Source organism: Laceyella tengchongensis (genome assembly GCF_900182735.1).
Lineage (GTDB): Bacteria > Bacillota > Bacilli > Thermoactinomycetales > Thermoactinomycetaceae > Laceyella > Laceyella tengchongensis.
On sequence record NZ_FXTU01000002.1, the window covers coordinates 41,753 to 59,328 of the forward strand.

20 protein-coding genes are annotated in these 17,576 nt (G+C 51.6%); 6 read left to right on the forward strand and 14 right to left on the reverse strand.

What is annotated here, in order from left to right; genetic code table 11:
* Positions 1–316: 316 nt before the first annotated feature.
* Positions 317–442 carry a hypothetical protein gene (locus tag QQZ12_RS03820; protein WP_259435595.1) on the reverse strand — a complete coding sequence of 42 codons (126 nt, stop codon included), beginning with the start codon at positions 440–442 and terminating at the stop codon, positions 317–319.
* A gap of 99 nt (positions 443–541) precedes the next feature.
* The gene (locus QQZ12_RS03825; protein ID WP_262983034.1) at positions 542–664 is read right to left on the reverse strand and encodes a hypothetical protein; all 123 of its coding nucleotides are present in this window, start codon (positions 662–664) and stop codon (positions 542–544) included.
* A gap of 169 nt (positions 665–833) precedes the next feature.
* Between QQZ12_RS03825 and QQZ12_RS03830 the strand changes: the two genes are divergently transcribed.
* Positions 834–1,301 (forward strand): MarR family winged helix-turn-helix transcriptional regulator, encoded by a 468-nt coding sequence (locus QQZ12_RS03830; protein ID WP_106342652.1) that lies wholly within the window; start codon positions 834–836, stop codon positions 1,299–1,301.
* Here the strand turns inward: QQZ12_RS03830 and QQZ12_RS03835 are convergent.
* Complete coding sequence (locus QQZ12_RS03835; RefSeq protein ID WP_284724007.1) at positions 1,298–1,486, reverse strand: hypothetical protein; 189 nt, start codon at positions 1,484–1,486, stop codon at positions 1,298–1,300. The two genes, QQZ12_RS03830 and QQZ12_RS03835, sit on opposite strands and share 4 nt — an antisense overlap.
* 333 nt (positions 1,487–1,819) lie before the next feature.
* Here QQZ12_RS03835 and QQZ12_RS03840 point away from each other — a divergent pair, with 333 nt between their 5' ends.
* Genes QQZ12_RS03840 through treR form a run of 3 tightly spaced genes read left to right on the forward strand, consistent with a single transcriptional unit; the run spans position 1,820 to position 5,816 of the window.
* Complete coding sequence (locus QQZ12_RS03840; protein ID WP_102992736.1) at positions 1,820–3,406, forward strand: PTS transporter subunit EIIC; 1,587 nt, start codon at positions 1,820–1,822, stop codon at positions 3,404–3,406.
* A 13-nt stretch (positions 3,407–3,419) separates the two neighbouring features.
* A complete protein-coding gene (treC, locus tag QQZ12_RS03845; protein WP_284724008.1) occupies positions 3,420–5,093 on the forward strand; it encodes an alpha,alpha-phosphotrehalase in 1,674 nt (557 codons plus the stop codon).
* 12 nt (positions 5,094–5,105) lie between these two features.
* The gene (gene treR, locus QQZ12_RS03850) at positions 5,106–5,816 is read left to right on the forward strand and encodes a trehalose operon repressor (protein WP_102992738.1); all 711 of its coding nucleotides are present in this window, start codon (positions 5,106–5,108) and stop codon (positions 5,814–5,816) included.
* Positions 5,817–6,016: 200 nt separating this feature from the next.
* Here treR and hemY read toward each other — a convergent pair whose 3' ends face one another.
* Genes hemY through hemE form a run of 3 tightly spaced genes read right to left on the reverse strand, consistent with a single transcriptional unit; the run spans position 6,017 to position 9,459 of the window.
* A complete protein-coding gene (gene hemY / locus QQZ12_RS03855; RefSeq protein ID WP_284724009.1) occupies positions 6,017–7,462 on the reverse strand; it encodes a protoporphyrinogen oxidase in 1,446 nt (481 codons plus the stop codon).
* A 6-nt stretch (positions 7,463–7,468) separates the two neighbouring features.
* A complete protein-coding gene (hemH, locus tag QQZ12_RS03860) occupies positions 7,469–8,410 on the reverse strand; it encodes a ferrochelatase (RefSeq protein ID WP_284724010.1) in 942 nt (313 codons plus the stop codon).
* A complete protein-coding gene (gene hemE / locus QQZ12_RS03865) occupies positions 8,407–9,459 on the reverse strand; it encodes a uroporphyrinogen decarboxylase (protein WP_102992741.1) in 1,053 nt (350 codons plus the stop codon). The genes hemH and hemE overlap by 4 nt, the downstream gene beginning before the upstream one ends.
* 513 nt (positions 9,460–9,972) lie before the next feature.
* Between hemE and QQZ12_RS03870 the strand changes: the two genes are divergently transcribed.
* Positions 9,973–10,641 carry a creatininase family protein gene (locus QQZ12_RS03870; protein WP_223247944.1) on the forward strand — a complete coding sequence of 223 codons (669 nt, stop codon included), beginning with the start codon at positions 9,973–9,975 and terminating at the stop codon, positions 10,639–10,641.
* Positions 10,642–10,690: 49 nt separating this feature from the next.
* On the opposite strand, the gene QQZ12_RS03875 is transcribed toward QQZ12_RS03870, so the two are convergent.
* From QQZ12_RS03875 to QQZ12_RS03910, 8 genes are all read right to left on the reverse strand, one after another.
* Entirely contained in the window at positions 10,691–10,840 is a 150-nt protein-coding gene (locus QQZ12_RS03875) for a hypothetical protein (RefSeq protein WP_154986327.1), read from the reverse strand.
* A 17-nt stretch (positions 10,841–10,857) separates the two neighbouring features.
* Positions 10,858–12,216, reverse strand: a complete 1,359-nt coding sequence (locus QQZ12_RS03880; protein WP_284724011.1) for an amino acid permease — start codon at positions 12,214–12,216, stop codon at positions 10,858–10,860.
* A gap of 111 nt (positions 12,217–12,327) precedes the next feature.
* Positions 12,328–13,014 carry a protein kinase domain-containing protein gene (locus QQZ12_RS03885; RefSeq protein WP_284724012.1) on the reverse strand — a complete coding sequence of 229 codons (687 nt, stop codon included), beginning with the start codon at positions 13,012–13,014 and terminating at the stop codon, positions 12,328–12,330.
* 164 nt (positions 13,015–13,178) lie between these two features.
* A complete protein-coding gene (locus QQZ12_RS03890; protein WP_102992745.1) occupies positions 13,179–14,045 on the reverse strand; it encodes a patatin-like phospholipase family protein in 867 nt (288 codons plus the stop codon).
* 136 nt (positions 14,046–14,181) lie between these two features.
* Positions 14,182–14,337 (reverse strand): hypothetical protein, encoded by a 156-nt coding sequence (locus QQZ12_RS03895; protein WP_154986331.1) that lies wholly within the window; start codon positions 14,335–14,337, stop codon positions 14,182–14,184.
* A gap of 170 nt (positions 14,338–14,507) precedes the next feature.
* A complete protein-coding gene (locus QQZ12_RS03900; RefSeq protein ID WP_106342656.1) occupies positions 14,508–14,936 on the reverse strand; it encodes a DUF2243 domain-containing protein in 429 nt (142 codons plus the stop codon).
* A gap of 248 nt (positions 14,937–15,184) precedes the next feature.
* Positions 15,185–16,105 carry a pseudouridine-5'-phosphate glycosidase gene (locus QQZ12_RS03905; RefSeq protein WP_223247945.1) on the reverse strand — a complete coding sequence of 307 codons (921 nt, stop codon included), beginning with the start codon at positions 16,103–16,105 and terminating at the stop codon, positions 15,185–15,187.
* Positions 16,102–17,049 (reverse strand): carbohydrate kinase family protein, encoded by a 948-nt coding sequence (locus QQZ12_RS03910; RefSeq protein WP_284724013.1) that lies wholly within the window; start codon positions 17,047–17,049, stop codon positions 16,102–16,104. The genes QQZ12_RS03905 and QQZ12_RS03910 overlap by 4 nt, the downstream gene beginning before the upstream one ends.
* A gap of 374 nt (positions 17,050–17,423) precedes the next feature.
* Between QQZ12_RS03910 and QQZ12_RS03920 the strand changes: the two genes are divergently transcribed.
* Positions 17,424–17,576, forward strand: a complete 153-nt coding sequence (locus tag QQZ12_RS03920) for a hypothetical protein (RefSeq protein ID WP_154987791.1) — start codon at positions 17,424–17,426, stop codon at positions 17,574–17,576.

Genomic DNA, 17,576 nt, shown 5'->3' on the forward strand with positions numbered 1-17,576 from the left:
TGACGTCCCGGCTGGAAGTTGCATCGGTAGCTTTTTTCAGTTGGCGCAAGGAACTTACATGTCTCACACTTATACAAAGTCCAAGTAATCCCATATTTTTTTACCATGGGGTTCTTACTTTTTTCTTCGATTCGATCTAAATCGACTTGACCTTGTTGTTTCTTGATAGCGACCACACTTTCTAATAAAAGAAAATAAGTAAACTACACTCCACTATACCACACTCTTGTTCCCCACATGCATAAAATTTATGCAAATTCAATGCACAAAAAAAGCTTCTCCCGACGCAATCCTAAGGAGAAGCTTGGTTCACTTATCAATCCTCTACCCAGCGGTATCCGCAATCATCGCACAAATATTCGTCATTTTCCGTTTGTGACACCATCTTTGAACCGCAACGCGGGCATTTCTCGTTGTCTCTGCCCCAAAAATTTCTCTCCATCCCCCTGCCTCCCTTCTTATCCGGCATGATGCAATGTCATTTTATAATATAGAATGAGTTCTTTTCCCTTTTTGCTTGTGATTTTAACCGCTGGCTTTCTCAAACAGGATCGACCAGCGGCAAACTGGCTCCGTTTGTAATTAATTTTATTTTATCAAAAGACGAAAAAATCTGTAAATAAGAAACGAAAATTCTCTCCTTGTTTCCTGCGCGTTGTAACAAAAACTCCCCCCTTGTCCGACCTTCTTTCCACCGGCGCCTCCACGTGATTGCCGGCCGTCCCTTCTCCCCCTGAATCGGTTAAAATAAAGAGGCGAACGACCAGCAGCCCTTTTTGCCCTTTTCGCCATTTATCCCGCTTGCCAAAATCAGACGAAGGAAGTGTTAAAGTTTGGATAAAGAAAAACTAGTCGCCATGACAGAATCGTTTCGCACAAATCTTTCCACCCTTATCCGCCTGAGCAAAGATCTTTTGGAACGGCAGTTGATGCGCCACGATGTTCCCATCACGGCACGCCAATTTGCCGTATTGGTGCAGCTCAGCAAGCAACCGCTCACCATCAAACGCTTAGGGGAAGTCTTTTCCATCGAGCCTCCCACTCTCATCCCCATCATTGACACATTGGAACGCCACCAATTGGTAAGACGGCTGACTGACAAACAAGATCGGCGTAAAAAGCATGTCGAAACCACCGACAAAGGCCAGCGGTTGATTCAGCACATGCATCAGCATATCGAACAAAACCCCATCGCCATCGCCCTCTCCACCATGGGCGAGGAAAACAGCCAGCAACTCATCGACTTGTTAGCTGAACTGGTCGTTCATCTGCAAGCGGCGCACCGGAAAGAGACGGATTAACCCTGTGCCGGAGTTTGGTGCTGGTGCACCTCCTCCCTGCGACCACTGGACAGGCGTCGCAGGGTGCTTTCACCAATGTATAGAAGGAACAGATCAGCACCGAGTCCGCCGCCTGTTCCTTTTACCTTTTTATACCCGTTCACAGGGACCATCATGCCACTTAAACCGACCCATCGTGCTGTCATCCTTTTCATTTCATATTGACATTCTTGTATATACAGGTCTAAAATGAAATCAACCTGTATATACAGGTTACAGCTTGGAGGCAACCTCTGGAGGAGCCAAAGCTCCAGCACATGTTGTCACCTAACCAAGCCCATCTATACACCGCCGGCAAACGAGCGATCGTCTAATTATTCAAAACCTTCTCCAGATTCTTGTTGCCGTACCATGGTGCAAAACCCTTTTTCATGTCCCATGCGCCTAAAAGGGCCATCTCCATTACTCGCCTCCTTTGCCAATGCGAAAGGATGCGACAAGCACGTAAAAAATCTTAAACAACAGGAGGCGAATCCTGCATGCAGCGCACACTTACTTTTGATTTCTTCCAACGGATCGGCCGCGCAATGATGGCTGTCGTGCTTATCCTCCCCCTTGTCTCGATCTTGATGGGACTGGGCGGCGTCATCCTCAATCCCAATGTGCAACAACTTCTCCCCTTCTTGGCAGGCGATGCTTGGCAAGTTGTCGGAGAACTGATGCAACGCGCCGGACAAGCGGTCTTTAACAATTTGCCCGTTCTGTTTGCCATCGCCATCGCTATCACTTGGACCAATCGCGGCATGGCTGGCTTTTCCGCACTTATCGCCTTTTTCATCATGCACACCACCATCGGGGCCTTGATCGATATCACAGGCGTCAAGCTGAATGAACGGATGCTGGGCACCGAATTGGGCATTCCCACCTTGCAAACCGGGGTGTTTGGTGGCATCTTGATCGGGTTTTTGACTGCTTATTTATACAACCGCTTTCATAAGGTGCAACTGCCTGACGCCATCTCCCTTTTCAGCGGTGAACGGCTGGTACCCATCGTCGCTTCTTTCGGCGGAATTGTAACCGCTGTCATTTTGTTCTTCGCTTGGCCGCAAATCAGTCTTGGGGTGTTGGCAACAGGTGACTTCATCGCCAACCACACCAATCCGTTAGTCGTCGGTCTGTACGGGGGGCTAGAAAAACTGTTGATTCCATTTGGGCTCCACCACATTTACAACACTCCCCTGCTGTTCACGGACATCGGCGGCGCTTACACCACTTTGGACGGCGCCCGCGTCGTTGGGGACCAAAACGTGTATATCGCTCAAGTGATCGACAAATTGAAAGACGCCAGCATTTCCATCACTGGTGGTACTTATATTGCTGGTAAATTCATTCCCGTCATGTTTGGTTTGCCCGCAGCTGCCCTGGCCATGTACCAAGTTTCCAAGACAGAGAAAAAAGGCAAAGCCAAGTCACTTTTGGCTGCGGCAGCCATCACCGCTCTGTTGACCGGCATCACCGAACCGCTGGAATTTACATTCCTGTTTGTTGCACCCGTCCTGTATGCCGCGCACACCGTATTGACAGCGCTGGCATTCGGCCTCATGAATGCGCTTGGCATGCACGCTGGCTTTGCGGGCGGTTCTGGTTTGATCGACTTTATCCTATTCAACAGCCTGCCAAATCACTCTAACGCTTGGCTGGTCACCATCGGGCTGGGGCTCGTGTTTGCAGTCATTTATTACTTTGTGTTCAAATGGCTCATTCTGAAGTGGGACTTGAAAACGCCCGGTCGGGAAGATGACGGGGAAGAAACCAAGCTGTACACTAAAGAGGACTATCGTGCCAAACAACAGACGGCATCTTGTATTGAACAACCCAACGCCGAGGCGGAAAGCTCACGCGCTTCCCAGATTCTCGCCGCATTGGGTGGACAAGAAAATATCCGCCAATTAGATGCCTGCATCACCCGGTTGCGCGTCGGTGTCCACGATCTCTCCAAAGTCGACGAGGAAGCGTTGAAACGGTTGGGCGCATCGGGTGTGCTAAAGGTGAACGATGGCATTCAAGCCGTCTTCGGTACGAAATCTTCTATCATCAAAGCAGAAATCGAAGAAATCATGCAATGAAACAGGTGATATCATGAACGAATGGTGGCGTAAAGCCGTTGTCTACCAAATTTACCCCCGCAGTTTCAAAGACTCCACTGGCGATGGTGTGGGCGACCTGCGTGGCGTCATGGAAAAGCTAGATTATCTGAAAAACCTTGGCGTCGATGTGATATGGTTGACTCCCATTTACCGCTCGCCTTTGCGGGACAACGGCTACGACATCAGCGATTATTATCAGATCCATGAGGATTTAGGAACCATGAATGATTTTGAAGCGTTGTTGGCAGAGGCCCACGCTCGCGATATGAAAATCATCTTGGACATGGTGGTTAACCACACTTCCACCGCACATCCATGGTTCCAAGAGGCTCGCGCTTCATTAGACAACCCTTACCGTGACTTCTACATCTGGCGCGACCAACCCAACAATTGGCAATCCAAATTTGGCGGCTCTGCTTGGGAGCGTGACCATACAACTGGGCAATATTATTTGCACCTGTTTGATGTGACGCAAGCCGACCTCAATTGGGAAAACCCGGAGTTGCGCCGCCGCATCCACAAAATGATGAAATGGTGGTTGGACAAAGGCGTGGACGGCTTTCGACTTGACGTCATCAACCTGTTGTCAAAAGATCAGCGTTTCCCGGATGACGACGGCTCTGTCCCCCCGGGTGACGGGCGCCGTTTTTACACCGATGGGCCCCGGATTCACGAGTATCTCGCGGAGATGAACCGGGAAGTGTTTGTCCACTACGACATGATGACTGTAGGGGAAATGTCTTCCACATCCATCCCCCATTGCATCCGTTATACCCATCCGGACAACGGCGAACTAAATATGACGTTCAACTTCCATCATTTGAAAGTAGATTATCCGGGTGGTGAGAAATGGGCCGTTGGTGAGATGGACTTTCTGGCTTTGAAGCGGATTTTAGCGGATTGGCAAACGAGCATGGCCAAAGGCGGCGGCTGGAACGCCCTGTTCTGGTGCAACCATGATCAACCGCGCATCGTCTCTCGTTATGGCGATGATCAAACCCACCGTGTGGCCTCAGCCAAAATGCTGGCCACCGCACTCCATCTGATGCAAGGCACCCCCTTCATCTACCAGGGCGAAGAATTGGGCATGACGAATCCCGACTTCACTTCTTTCGCAGATTATCGCGATGTGGAAACGCACAACATGGTGTCCATTCTGCGGGATCAGGGCTATTCCGAAGCGGAAGTGCTGAAAATCATTCGCCAGAAATCACGGGACAATTCCCGCACGCCCATGCAATGGGACGCAACGGAACATGCCGGTTTCACGACAGGGACGCCATGGATCAAGGTCGCGCCCAACTACCAGGAAATCAATGCCGAACAGGCGCTTGCAGACCCCGACTCGATCTTTTATCATTACAAGAAATTGATTCGTTTGCGCAAAGAGCTGGACATTGTCACCACCGGCACATATGAATGCGTCGACATCGACCATCCTGAAGTCTACGCGTACTTGCGCCATGGTGACAATGAAAAGCTGTTCGTGGTCAATCTGTTCGGCGGGCGGGCCCTTTCTTATACCGTACCGGAGGAGGTGCTCACTTCTGTCCAAGGATGGACGGGAGAAATTTTGCTCTCCAACTATCCAGATTCCGCCGCCTTTAGGGAACAGTTGCCATTGCGACCATATGAATCAATCGTCTATCGACTCACTGCCAATTGAGAGGAAGAGCCTGTGTTGGATAACATTTATCTTTCAATCTATCATGATTTGGTCAATCAAATCGAACAGGGCACCTTGCCGCCCGACAGTAAACTCCCGTCAGAAAACGAGTTGGCCGTGCAATATGGCACCTCGCGGGAAACGGTGCGCAAGGCCCTACACCTCCTCTCACAACATGGATATATCCATAAAATCAAAGGCAAAGGCTCTTTTGTCCTACATGTCAACAAATTCAATTTCCCCGTCTCCGGACTGGTCAGCTTCAAAGAACTGACCAAACGGATGCGGAAAAACGCGACAACGAAAGTGATTTCGCTCAAACGGGGCAGGCCGTCCCCTTATATCGCCACGCAATTAAACATTTCTCGCACCGAAGAGGTCTGGGAAGTGATTCGGGTGCGCGAGATCGATGGGGAGAAAATCATCCTCGACAAAGACTATTTTCGAAGCTTTATCCCACCGCTTACCGTGGAGATTTGCGAAGACTCCATCTATGAATACCTGGATCAAACGCTAACGGTGGGCATCAGTTTCGCCAAAAAATTTATCACCATTGAGAACATTACCGAAGAAGACCAAGCCTGGCTCGATCACAAGCAATACCCCATGATCGCCGTCGTGCGCAACTATGTGCACTTGGAGGATAACACCTTGTTCCAGTATTCCGAATCCCGCCACCGCCCCGACAAATTTCGCTTTGTCGACTTCGCGCGGCGGGCATAAAAAACCCCCGTGTCCCAAAAGTATTCGGGATGCGGGGGGTTCTTTTATCCGCTGAAATCGGATGACATCATCTTCCCATTTAGAAACAGCCCAAACTGAAGATCGGACAAGAAAAATACCCCCTCCAGCCAAACGACTTGGCGCATAAGGGGGTATTCTTTCGGCAAGGCCGGTGCGAAGAAAATGCTTTCTCTGTCAATCTAATATAGAGAAATAAATGTCTGACAGTCAGTCGCTTCCGATGTGACGATGCCATCGACGAGCTCAGCGACAACCTCTTTGCCTTGCTGAATGCAATCCGGCAAGCCGACGCCTCTGTAGAAGGAACCGGACAGCAAGACATTGGGCAACGCCTCTCGCACTTGGCCCATGGTGCGCTCCACCCAATAAGGGTGTCCCACTTCGTATGGTGGCCGGGATGCTGTAAAGCGGTGGACAAAAGTGAACTCCGGTTCACCGCTGATATCCATCGCCCGAATCCGGCGCAAATCAGCAAGCACCGTTTGGATGATTTCCTCATCGGAGCGGTGGACGATTTCGTCGGTTTGGGGCCGGCCGACAAAACAGCGGAGCAAGGCTTTCCCTTCCGGCGTGGTATGAGGCCATTTTTGGTGAAGCCAAGTGCAGGCCGTAATGGACAAGTCCGCCTGACGGGGCACGATAAAGCCAGTGCCTTGAACAGAGACGCGCACTTGTTCTTTGGGAAACGCGAGCGCAACTGTGGCCACCGAGGTGGGTTCAGACATGTCAATCGGTGGCAAGTCAAGATAAGGGCGCAACAGGCGCCGCGTCACCGGATGTGGTGTGGTGAACACCACGTGGCTGGCCTCGATGGTGCCCCCGTCGCTCAATGCCAACCGATACCCCTCTTCCAGCTTAGTGAAGTGAATGATTTCCGTGTTCTTTCGCACACAAGCAGCCGGCAGGGAGGCCTCGATTCGTTCGACTAGCGTACCAAGCCCGCTCCGGAGCGTTTGAAACATGCCCTTTTTTCTCTTGGAGGTGCGGGGCGGGCGGGTGTTGCGCATCGCTTTGATCAGGCTCCCGTGCTCCATCAAGAGCCGGTGATACTGCGGAAAAGTGGCCAACAAACTGAGATGGTCGATCGGATTTCCGTACACGCCGGAGATCAAAGGTTCGATCACCCGGTCCACCATCTCATCACCAAAACGCCGACGGAAAAAGTCCCCGACAGACAGGTCGCCAGCCATCTCTTCTGGGGGCAGAAGCAAATCTTCCAAGGCCCGTGCCTTACCTGGCACAGACAATAAGCCCGATTGCAAAAATGGCTCGATCTTCGTTGGCATCCCCATGACAGACCCTTCAGGAATGGGGTGCAATTCGCGTTCATGACAGATAAAAGCCTGTCCCGTTTCATTGTTGACCAATTCGCCTTCCAATCCTAGATCCATGGCCAACTGGGTGGCGTGGCGTTTCCGCTCCAAAAAGGAGTCCGGGCCCTTTTCGATGACATAGCCGTCCCGCCTCAACGTGTCAATTTTCCCGCCTAATCGGGAACTAGACTCAATCAGCGTGAATTGCATCGGCAACCGCTTGGCTTCTATTTCCCGATGCAAGTAGTAAGCAACGGTTAAGCCGGTGATGCCGCCCCCCACGATGGCGACATGATTCTTTGGTCGACTCATGGCTTCTCAGATGGCTCCTTTGCGAATGAGTTCCTTGCTCAAAATCCCGCTCAAACAAGCGATGAATTCCGGTCGGGCGTTAGGCATCGGCGGCCGGTAATAGTTCGCCCCCAACTCGTCAGTCACCGCTTTGCACTCAATGTCATTGTCATACAATACTTCGAGGTGCTCAGCTACAAACCCGATGGGGCAATAGATGAAGGAAGTAAATCCTTCACGTTCGTGCAACTCGCGTGTCAAATCCTGCACATCAGGGCCCAGCCAAGGCTCCGGTGTACGTCCCGCGCTTTGCCATCCCATCCGGTAGTGAGGGATGTCCACCCGCTCAGCGATCAATCTCGCCGTTTCCTGCAATTGGTGGGGATATGGGTCACCCAGGGCCAAGATTTTCTCTGGCAAACTGTGTGCCGAAAAAATCACCACAGAACGTTCTTTTTCCTCCGCCGGCATCGAGGCGAACAGCTCCCGCAACTGATCTGCCCAGTACTCCACGTATGCGGGTTCATCATGCCAACTGTCGATGCTATGAAGCTTGATTCCAAGCGCTTCTGCCTTGTCTGCAGCCCGACTGTTGTAGCTTTTCACACTGTAGGTGGAATAATGCGGCGCCAACACCAGGCTGACGGCTTCTTCGATCCCGTCGTGGGCCATCTGCTCCACCGCCTCTTCAATAAACGGAGAAATGTGTTTCAAACCCAGATAGCCGTGAAACTCCACTTCCGGAAAACGCTGGTTTAGATCAGCGACAACTTTCTCCACTTGCGCTTCAGTGATTTTGGCGAATTGATTGATCTCGCCAACCGCTTCATACCGCTCAGTCAGTTCATCCAACAATGCTTGGGGTGGCTTTTTCCCCCTGCGGATATGCGTATAGTACGGCTCAATCTCCGACTTGCTCCGCGGTGTGCCATAAGCCATCAGGAGCACTCCGATTTTTTTCCGTTTCACACGATCATCTCCCCGTTTTTGCGTGAATAGCTGTGCACCAATGCCGTCAATTTCTGCATCGTTTCCACACTGCATTGCGGGAAGATGCCATGCCCCAAGTTAAAGATGTAACCGGGCTGTTCCGTGCCTTCGTCCAACACTTGTTTGGCCTTTTTCTCCAATGTTTCCCATGGAGCCAAGAGCAAGGCCGGCTCCAGATTCCCTTGCAGCGCCTTGTCCACTCCGTATTCGGTTCTCGCCTGAGTGATGGTGACCCGCCAATCCAAGCCAAGCACATCTACCGGCAACTCATTGAACGACCGCAACAAATGACCGGTGCCCACGCCAAAGTAGATGAGCGGCACACCGGTGTCTTTGAGGCTGGAGAAAATCCGGTGCATCGTGGGGAAAATGAATTCACGGTAATCGGCTTCGCTCACAGCCCCGACCCAGGAGTCAAATACCTGAACCGCTTTGGCTCCGGCCGCAATCTGCGCGCGCAGGTATGTGATGGTCATATCGGCCAACTTCTCCATCAGCAACGCCCAGGTCTCTGGCGCGGTGAACATCATCGCTTTCGTTTTGTAATAATTCTTTGATGGACCGCCTTCAATCATGTAACTGGCCAGAGTGAACGGCGCTCCCGCAAATCCAATGAGGGGGACGCGAAGCTCATTGGCCAGGATTTTGACAGCATCCGTGATAAAAGGGATGTCTGAAACCGGATCCAATTCTCCCAAGCGGCGAACATCGGCAGTGTTGCGAATCGGATTGTCAATGACTGGCCCGATACCGGAACGGATCTCAACATCAACGCCAATCGGCTTCAACGGTGTGACGATGTCAGCAAACAAAATGGCTGCATCCACGCCCAATTGATCAACGGGCAACTTCGTTACTTCCGCGCACACTTCAGGTATGTAATTCATTTCAAAAAAGCTGTACTTCTCCCTGATTTTCCGATACTCTGGCTGATAGCGCCCAGCCTGCCTCATATACCAGACCGGAACATAAGGGGTCGGCTCCTTACGGCAAGCCCGCAAAAACGTATCATTGAATGAAGATTTCATTGGATAAACCTCTTTTCTCTTCTCATCCTTCGTTGGTAAACAGTTTGCCACAGCAGTTCCAATGGTAAAACCAGATCTTGTCATAAAAGGCGTTCATTTTACAGTTACACCTAGTCGCATGTGATAAATTTCACATACACATCCTCCAAATGCTTTGTTTGTGCAAACGAGACCCCGATGCACAACAAATGCTCTGCACAGACAAGAGCCCGGCCAGCCCTCCTGTGAAGCTGAGGAATGTTATGGAAATGCCGTTTCAATAGCGGCTTATGACACCCTATTTCTAAACATGCGTTTAAATCAAATGTATAGTTCCTGATAGGAGATGTCAATATCTCAATTCGGTGACAAATTCTCTTCCTAAACGGTAACAGACAACGATGGCAGGCCGAATGAAAAGGCTCACACCCACCGCCACCTGCTTTCCCGAGTGTGATACAATGCAAGTACAAATCTTGTGAGAACGCAGGTGATCATATGAATCCGTTCCCTTCCTGGGATGAATGTGTCAATATGGAGCTGGCTTTTTTTCCTATCGGTTCCACAGAACAGCACGGCACCCATCTACCGATTCACACCGATACGATTATCGCCGCCATCGTTGCGCAACGGTTGGCGGAACGGTTCGCCCCCGCTTATGTGGTGCCAGCCCTCCCTTATTCAGCCTCATTTGAACACAGCGGGTTTCCTGGCTCGGTTTCCCTACGGGTGACCACCATCACCGCTGTCGTGCAGGATGTCGTTCACTCACTGGAACAGTCCGGCATCCCGCGCTGCGTGATAGTCAATGGACATGGCGGCAATGCCCTTCTCCACAATATTGCGCAGGAATTGAACGCGCACGGTCATCGGGTCATGCTAGCCCCCAAGCGCTTACATTGGGAGCGCGCTTACCAGCAGGCAGGCATCTCTGTCAGCCTGAGCCAAGACATGCACGCCGGCGAGGCAGAAACGTCTCTGCTTATGCACTTGTTTGCCGACGGCGTGGTCAAAACGGACAAGTTGATCGACGTGGATACGCCTCGGCGACCGCTGTTAGAAGTAGTAGGAATGAAGGCGTTTACCCCAACCGGAACGATCGGATTCCCTTCCCGGGCCACTTCGGCAAAGGGTAAAGCACTTCTGGACGCCTTGGTGCGCGAAATTTCCCATTCCGTGGAAGAATTCATGTCCTTGGGCTGACGACGGCTAGCATCTACATAAGCGGTAGAGCGAAGGTGTATCAGGCACCCTAGGGCGTGTCTGATGAATAGGCCAGCGGCTCCAAAACCATTTTCTCATTCGCTTCACTTGTGCATCGGCGCTCCTCGAGAAAAGGTTTTTCCGCCGCTTCTTCCCCACCAACTTGATTTGCCAGACACACCCTAGTCAGCCGAGACATACAAACAAGCGCCTCCTTTAAGAAGGCGCTTGTTCCTGTTGCCTTTTTCTGATGTTCATCAATCCGTAGGCTATACTCAACAAAGTCACCCACACCAAACCGGTGATAATCGCGTACATCCACATCTCATGAAACAACATGGTCAGCAGGATGGACACCAGCGCGCCCGCCCCAAACAAAGCGATCAACGACAGCTTGTCTTCCGCCTGCCGCCGGTAGCAAAAATAAGTTACAAATATGATGAGCCACGTGAAAATGCCGCCAAAAATCGAAATACCAAACATCGTGTTGTACGCGGTTGGCGTCAGCATGTTGAGTAGCACCGCAATCCCCAAACCAAACGAAGAAACGAGCAACGCTTGCAGGGGAACCCCTCGCTTAGTGACCTTCCCCCATGCGCGCGGCGCAAAGCCGCTTTGAGCTAAGGAAAACATCATACGCGTGCAAGCGTAAAGATTGGCGTTCATGGTGGACAGCGCCGCCGTCAGGATAATGAAGTTCATTATCCCCGCCGCATACGGAATCTTCAAAAGGGTGAGCACCTTGACAAACGGACTCTGATCGACCGCATCCCCTCCCACTTGATTCCATGGCACCACTGCCAGCATCACCGCCATCGCCAAGACATAGAAGAGAATGAGGCGAATGACCATCCATTTCATCGATTGCTTCAACACTTGTCTGGGGTGTTTGGCCTCACCCGCGGTTACGGCCACAATCTCCGTTCCCATGAAACTGAAGGTAGCCATCACGATCCCCATCCAGATTCCGGACCATCCATGAGGCATAAAGCCTCCCTGTGCCCGCAAATTGCTCAAGCTCTGTGCCGGGTCGCCCAAAATGAGACTGCCCCCGAGAATGACAAATCCAATGATCGCCAACACCTTGACAGTAGAAAACCAATATTCGAACAAACCGAAGCTTTTCACCGACATGGCGTTGACCATGAATATGATAAGTGCAAATACTACAACCCAAATCCATGTCGGCACGCCAGGAAACCACATCTTCATATAAAGGCCAACGGCAGTAGCTTCCCCGCCGATGGTAATGGCGTTGGCCGCCCAATACGTATATCGAACAAGATAGCCAAACCATGGTCCCAACACCTGTTCAGCGTGAACCCCGAACGAACCTGCGGTGGGGTGAACCATGGACATGTTCGCTAGACAATAAACCATCATCACCACGATCAACGCGGTGCCCAGATAGCTGAGGATCACTGCCGGCCCCGCATAATGAATCGACAAACTCGATCCCATGAACAAACCCGTGCCGATAGCGCTTCCTAGCCCGATCATCATCAATTGCCGGCTCGTCAATTCCCGTTTGAGAATATCCTCGTTCCGGCCAGCCTGAACTCTGCTCTCACTCAACTAAACCACCCTATTCTATCTTTTTCGGCACCTTGGATAACGTGCCGTTAAACATACATTTTAACTTACAATAATTCCTCACTCAATAAAAAAAGCCCCCTTGTGGGAGCACTAGGACGAATACCGTTTGCGGCGGCGAACATGCCAGTCGGAGGAAGAGTAATGGCGACGGTGCGAGGAAGAGTAGCTGTGACGCCAGTGACGGCGATAGTCAGAAGAAGAGTAGTATCGGCGCTTCCGTTTCCATTTCGATGATGAGAAAAAAACAAACAATCCACAATGATATTTTAGGGCTTCCAAGTCTTCAGCCAATTCCCCTTTGTGAGCGGCGGGGTGATCGGTGTAGAAGAAACGGCCCACATCCACGATTTTGACCTGCCCGTCCTGATCGATCATGATGTTATTCAAGTGCAAGTCATCTGGTATGATCCCTTGGCCGTAACACCGTTCAATCGCTTCTTCAATCTGGCTAAACTGCCGTTCGGTCAATTTTTCGCCCGCTTTCAGGGCTTGTCCCAATGTATATCCACTCACCTTGTCCACAATCATAAACTGGTCCTCTTTATAGTGGAGCGTGGGAAAAGCGGGATGCTCTTGTAGCTCGGCCAATAACACCGCATCCCCCTTTTCGCTGGGATCGGTCTTGAATACTTTGACCGCATAGTGTTCAAATTCATACACCTTGCCGCTCAATCCTTCTCCCAACAAGCGGTGGTGCTGGTCCATTTTTCCTGCCGCAATGATTGCGCCGAGATGCTCAACAACGGCCGGATCAATCGATAACGCGTGTCGGTCCATCATGGGTCCCCTTTCAAGCTTGCGCATTTTATCTCCATGGTACGCTTTCCCTACCTACTAACGAGAGAAACGCATTGCGGCGAGATGTAACAAATCGTTCACGTAATTGCGCTAGCAAATCAAGGCGCTTCCCCCGCCTCTTGGCAGCCGTTAGGCCCTTTCTCCTACACTGGATCGTCCACTAGGCGCGGTTGCAATATCTGCTTGATCTGGCCCATTTCCCGCAAAGCATACTCATATCCTAATTGCAGGCAGTGAAACGCCTTGTCAAAATCAAACATGCCCACAGCGTTGGCTTCTGGTTGTAACACCAGATCCGCTTGTCCGGTCACGTGCTTGATTTGATGGGCCAAACCGATGCTCACCGCCCGATTCAACACCGATAAGCAGGTCGGGAAAGAAGTGTCAACCGCTGCGGCCGACACCATGTTAATCGCGATGACCCGCTCCGCTCCCATCGCATGCAAGGCAGAGACCGGACAGTTGTCAATCACGCCTCCATCGATAAACACCCGGTTGCCGTATTCGACCGGCTTAAACAGCAAGGGGATGGAGCAACTGGCCTGGACAGCCACGGCAATGGGAATGTCCGTTACTACTTCTGAATCGGGGCAAGGTGATCGCATGGAGTGAGATGCGAAGATCACCTTTTTACCTGATTTCAAATCGGCCGCCACCAGGGCGACTGGCAATCGCATCTCCCGCATATTCGCGTGATTCGTTTTATGGGCAATCAATTGGTGAAGCCGTTTGCCTTTAAACAGGCCCGGAAGGGAAAAGTCGCCACGCAACAGTTTGAATATAAGCGCTTTGTAATCTACGTCGAGCACATCGCGTGTAAAGGCAGGCACGAAGTCCGTCAGTTCATCCACCGACAATCCGTAACCATACAGAGCTGCAACCATCGCCCCCGAACTCGTCCCGGCCAAGGCATGAATTTGGATGCCGTGCTCCTCCAACGCTTTCAACACCCCGACATGGGCACAACTGGTGATACCGCCGCCACTCAACGCTACTCCGACTTTTTCCATTTCACCCGACCTCTCGCATTGCAAATGATAATTTCAGTATCCGCATGCCGCATGAGTGATATTCCTCCGTTTTTCGCCGCTTATCAGTGAAAACCTTTCCATCAAAAAAGCCCCTTTGGGGGCCGATGGTACGCGTTTATTCACCTTGTCGCTTCACTTTCGATTCGCCGATTTGACTGTGCGCTTCATAAATGGCAGCAGAGACGTTCTGTTGTTTGTCGTCAAATCCAACCTCTTCTGCAAACTCCGTGTCCTCTTGTGCCAGGTCATTCTGTTTCTTCTTATTCTCCACGGTGATTCCCTCCTATCATAATGGCTGATGGGGTTAGCTTACCCAGTCCTAGGCGGATGTTATCCATCTATTGGATAAGGCAAAGTCGTATGATCCATCTGTGCATAAATGAACCTTGGCCGCACCACTGATACTTAGCTTGGATCGGCATGAATTGGCTTGATGACGTTCTATCTCTCTGCGCCCTTGCGCACAAGCAACCAACCCCAGCCAATCATCACCAACGCCCCTGCGTCAAACAACAAATCGTAGCCAAGCGGGTTGGGCACATACTCATGAACGTGGTGTACACCCAATAAATGATGGTTGATGACCCCTTCTAGCAAATTGAACAACCCCCCGCCCAGCAAAAAATATCCCCAAAAGCGTCGCCGTTCTCTTAGCGTTATGAGCGGATCGCTCCGTGAAATCAATACCGTGGCCGCAAACCACACAAATGTGATGGCCAAATGGAACCAGCCGTCACTCACCACTTGGTCGGGTTTGGCATGGTACATGACCATACTGTGCCACTGCAACAATTGATGAAAAATGATGCCGTCCAACATCCCCGTCACACCGACGCCAAAAAGAAATGCGCCCCAATACTGCTTGCGCATGCCATCACCTCCTTACCCCACATTGTGGTCAATCCGCGTCTCCATTAATCGGACCCCGCAATAAAACAAGCCCCTTCCGGCACGATGGGCCTGAAGCGGGCTCTCCTTGCACTAGGGTGTGTCTGGCAAATCAAGTTGGTGGGTAAGAAGCGGCGGAAAAACCTTTTCTCGAGAAGCGCCTCGCCACGCGTGAAGCGAATGAGAAAATGGTTTTGGAGCCGTTGGCCTATTCATCAGACACGCCCTAATTAACTGATCAACGCATGATAAGCCACCGCGATCTGTGCAGCGACTCGGGCATTGTGTTTCACCAGCGCGACATTGGCCGCCAAGCTTTCGCCTCCCGACAACGTTTTGATCCGATCCAACAAAAAAGGGGTGATTCGCTTTCCAGTGATCCCCTCCTGCTTCGCTTCCTTGAGTGCACTGCAAATGATCGCTTCCATCTTATCAAAATCTAAAGCAGCTTCCGACGGTACCGGATTGGCGACCACTAATCCCCCATCCAACCCCATATCCCATTTGGCGCGCATGATCTGGGCGACATCCTCGGGTGCGTCGACGCGGCAATCCACGCCGTATCCGCTATCGCGAGCATAAAAGGAAGGAAAGGCGTCTGTTTGATAGCCGATGACCGGAACACCGTTTGTTTCCAATACCTCCAACGTCCGCCCAATATCCAAAATCGACTTGACGCCGGCGCTAACCACAGCTACCCGAGTGCGCGCCAGTTCGGTCAAATCAGCGGAAATGTCCATCGTCTGTTCCCCTTCCCGATGCACTCCTCCGATCCCGCCGGTGGCAAAGACGCGAATGCCGACCGCCGCCGCGCAGATCATGGTCGCCGCCACCGTGGTCGCGCCAACCTTTCCCATCGCCAGCACATAGGGAAGGTCACGGCGGCTCACTTTTTCCACCTGTTTGTGCGTGGCCAAAAACTTCAGTTCCTCGGCGTCCAATCCTATTCTCACCTTATGGTTGATAATTGCGATCATCGCCGGAACAGCGCCCTGCTCGCGTATGATCTGTTCCACTTCCTGAGCCGTGGACAAGTTGTGCGGATAAGGCATGCCGTGGGAAATGATGGTGCTTTCCAAAGCGACGACGGGCTTGCCTTCATTCAGTGCCCGTTTTACTTCCGCAGACAGGTGCCACATCTCTTCTCTCATGCGCTCTCCCCTCTTAACTGCTGCTGAATCCGTTCAAAACTCAAATCGCAAGCCACATTATCGACGGTTTGCAGCGCGAGCTGCGCCATAGCCAACCCAAACCGAACCGCTTCTGCACCTACTGTCCCCCGCATCCATTGAACCAGTACGCCAGCCACAAAGGCATCCCCCGCCCCAGTCGCATCCACAACTGCGGCCGCCGTCGCAGGCCACCGCAACAATTCCGTCGCCGACGCACAGATGACCCCCTGTTCGCCCAATGTGAGAAATACCTGCTTCACGCCTCTCCCCAGCAAAGAGTTGGCCGCCGTTTCCGCTTCTGCTGGGGAACCGATGGGCTTGCCGGTCAATGCTTCCGCTTCTTCAAGGTTGGAAAAGAGCATCTCTAACCCTTCCAAATGCGCTTTGGCTTTGGGAGCCTTTGCGGCGGAAACCAAATTGACGCACACCGGAATCTGTTCTCGCCGACAACGCCCGATCACATACTGAAGCGTCTGCTCGGGAAGATTCGTGTCGAGAAACACCAAAGCGGCCGAAGCGATCAACGGCCAACGCGGCTCAATCCAAGCAACGGTCATTTCTTCATATATCATCGTGTCGGCGAACGAGACAACCAGTTCCCCATTGGCATCGATCAGCGCCGTATAAGTACCCGTCCGGGCAGTAGGACTAATGTCCACATACTGGACATCTACCCCCGCCCGTTTTGTACCCATGATCACCCTTTCGCCGATGCGATCTCGGCCCACACGGGAAACCAAAGAAACGCGCTCCCCCAACCTCGCCACCGCTTCTGCCACATTGCGGGCCACGCCGCCACATGTTTCAATCGTTACCGCCGGATTAGAAGAGCCCAATCTGACGGTGGTTTGACTCATCGCCTTGCGGTCCAAGTGGGCTCCGCCGATACACAAAAGCCCGGACCAGACGCTCTTCTGATTCACCAAACCATCTCTCCCTCATCTATTTAGTCAGGAGCTTGAAGCGGGAAACCCAAACACGAACGGAATTATTCTTTATTTTCAGAACCATCCAATTACAGTTTAACAAAACCATGTGCACTGAACCAGCTTTTTAATCCCTCTCGCATGAGGAAGAAATTATCCATCCATATTAAAAAAAATGACCAAAGTAAGACCGACGATGATCATTCAGCAAGTGGATCTTTTTCCTCTGTTCCATCCTCTGTCTGAACCATACGGTGACGCCAATGGCTATAAACGTTATCGTACCTGTTTGGAGCGAATCAACTCCTTACAGTGGGATGGAACTCCTTACTGATAACCGTCGGCATCCATCGAGAAAGAAGGTGAGAATCATGAACCGAGAACCGCGACCAGCATGGGACGCCTCAGATGAAGAGATCCTGTCGATGGGCCACGAAAAGAAACAGGAATCGGCCAACTCGCTTATCTACAATCAATCTTCTTCCGATGACGAACCAAATTGGGATCTTCTTGTTGAAAGATAA

Coding starts and splice junctions, on each gene's coding strand:
- QQZ12_RS03820 (WP_259435595.1), bottom strand. CDS start 442: ATGGAGAGAAATTTTTGGGGCAGAGACAACGAGAAATGCCCGCGTTGC.
- QQZ12_RS03835 (WP_284724007.1), bottom strand. CDS start 1,486: ATGACAGCACGATGGGTCGGTTTAAGTGGCATGATGGTCCCTGTGAAC.
- QQZ12_RS03840 (WP_102992736.1), top strand. CDS start 1,820: ATGCAGCGCACACTTACTTTTGATTTCTTCCAACGGATCGGCCGCGCA.
- treC (WP_284724008.1), top strand. CDS start 3,420: ATGAACGAATGGTGGCGTAAAGCCGTTGTCTACCAAATTTACCCCCGC.
- hemY (WP_284724009.1), bottom strand. CDS start 7,462: ATGAGTCGACCAAAGAATCATGTCGCCATCGTGGGGGGCGGCATCACC.
- hemE (WP_102992741.1), bottom strand. CDS start 9,459: ATGAAATCTTCATTCAATGATACGTTTTTGCGGGCTTGCCGTAAGGAG.
- QQZ12_RS03870 (WP_223247944.1), top strand. CDS start 9,973: ATGGAGCTGGCTTTTTTTCCTATCGGTTCCACAGAACAGCACGGCACC.
- QQZ12_RS03875 (WP_154986327.1), bottom strand. CDS start 10,840: ATGTCTCGGCTGACTAGGGTGTGTCTGGCAAATCAAGTTGGTGGGGAA.
- QQZ12_RS03885 (WP_284724012.1), bottom strand. CDS start 13,014: ATGGACCGACACGCGTTATCGATTGATCCGGCCGTTGTTGAGCATCTC.
- QQZ12_RS03890 (WP_102992745.1), bottom strand. CDS start 14,045: ATGGAAAAAGTCGGAGTAGCGTTGAGTGGCGGCGGTATCACCAGTTGT.
- QQZ12_RS03900 (WP_106342656.1), bottom strand. CDS start 14,936: ATGCGCAAGCAGTATTGGGGCGCATTTCTTTTTGGCGTCGGTGTGACG.
- QQZ12_RS03905 (WP_223247945.1), bottom strand. CDS start 16,105: ATGAGAGAAGAGATGTGGCACCTGTCTGCGGAAGTAAAACGGGCACTG.
- QQZ12_RS03920 (WP_154987791.1), top strand. CDS start 17,424: ATGAACCGAGAACCGCGACCAGCATGGGACGCCTCAGATGAAGAGATC.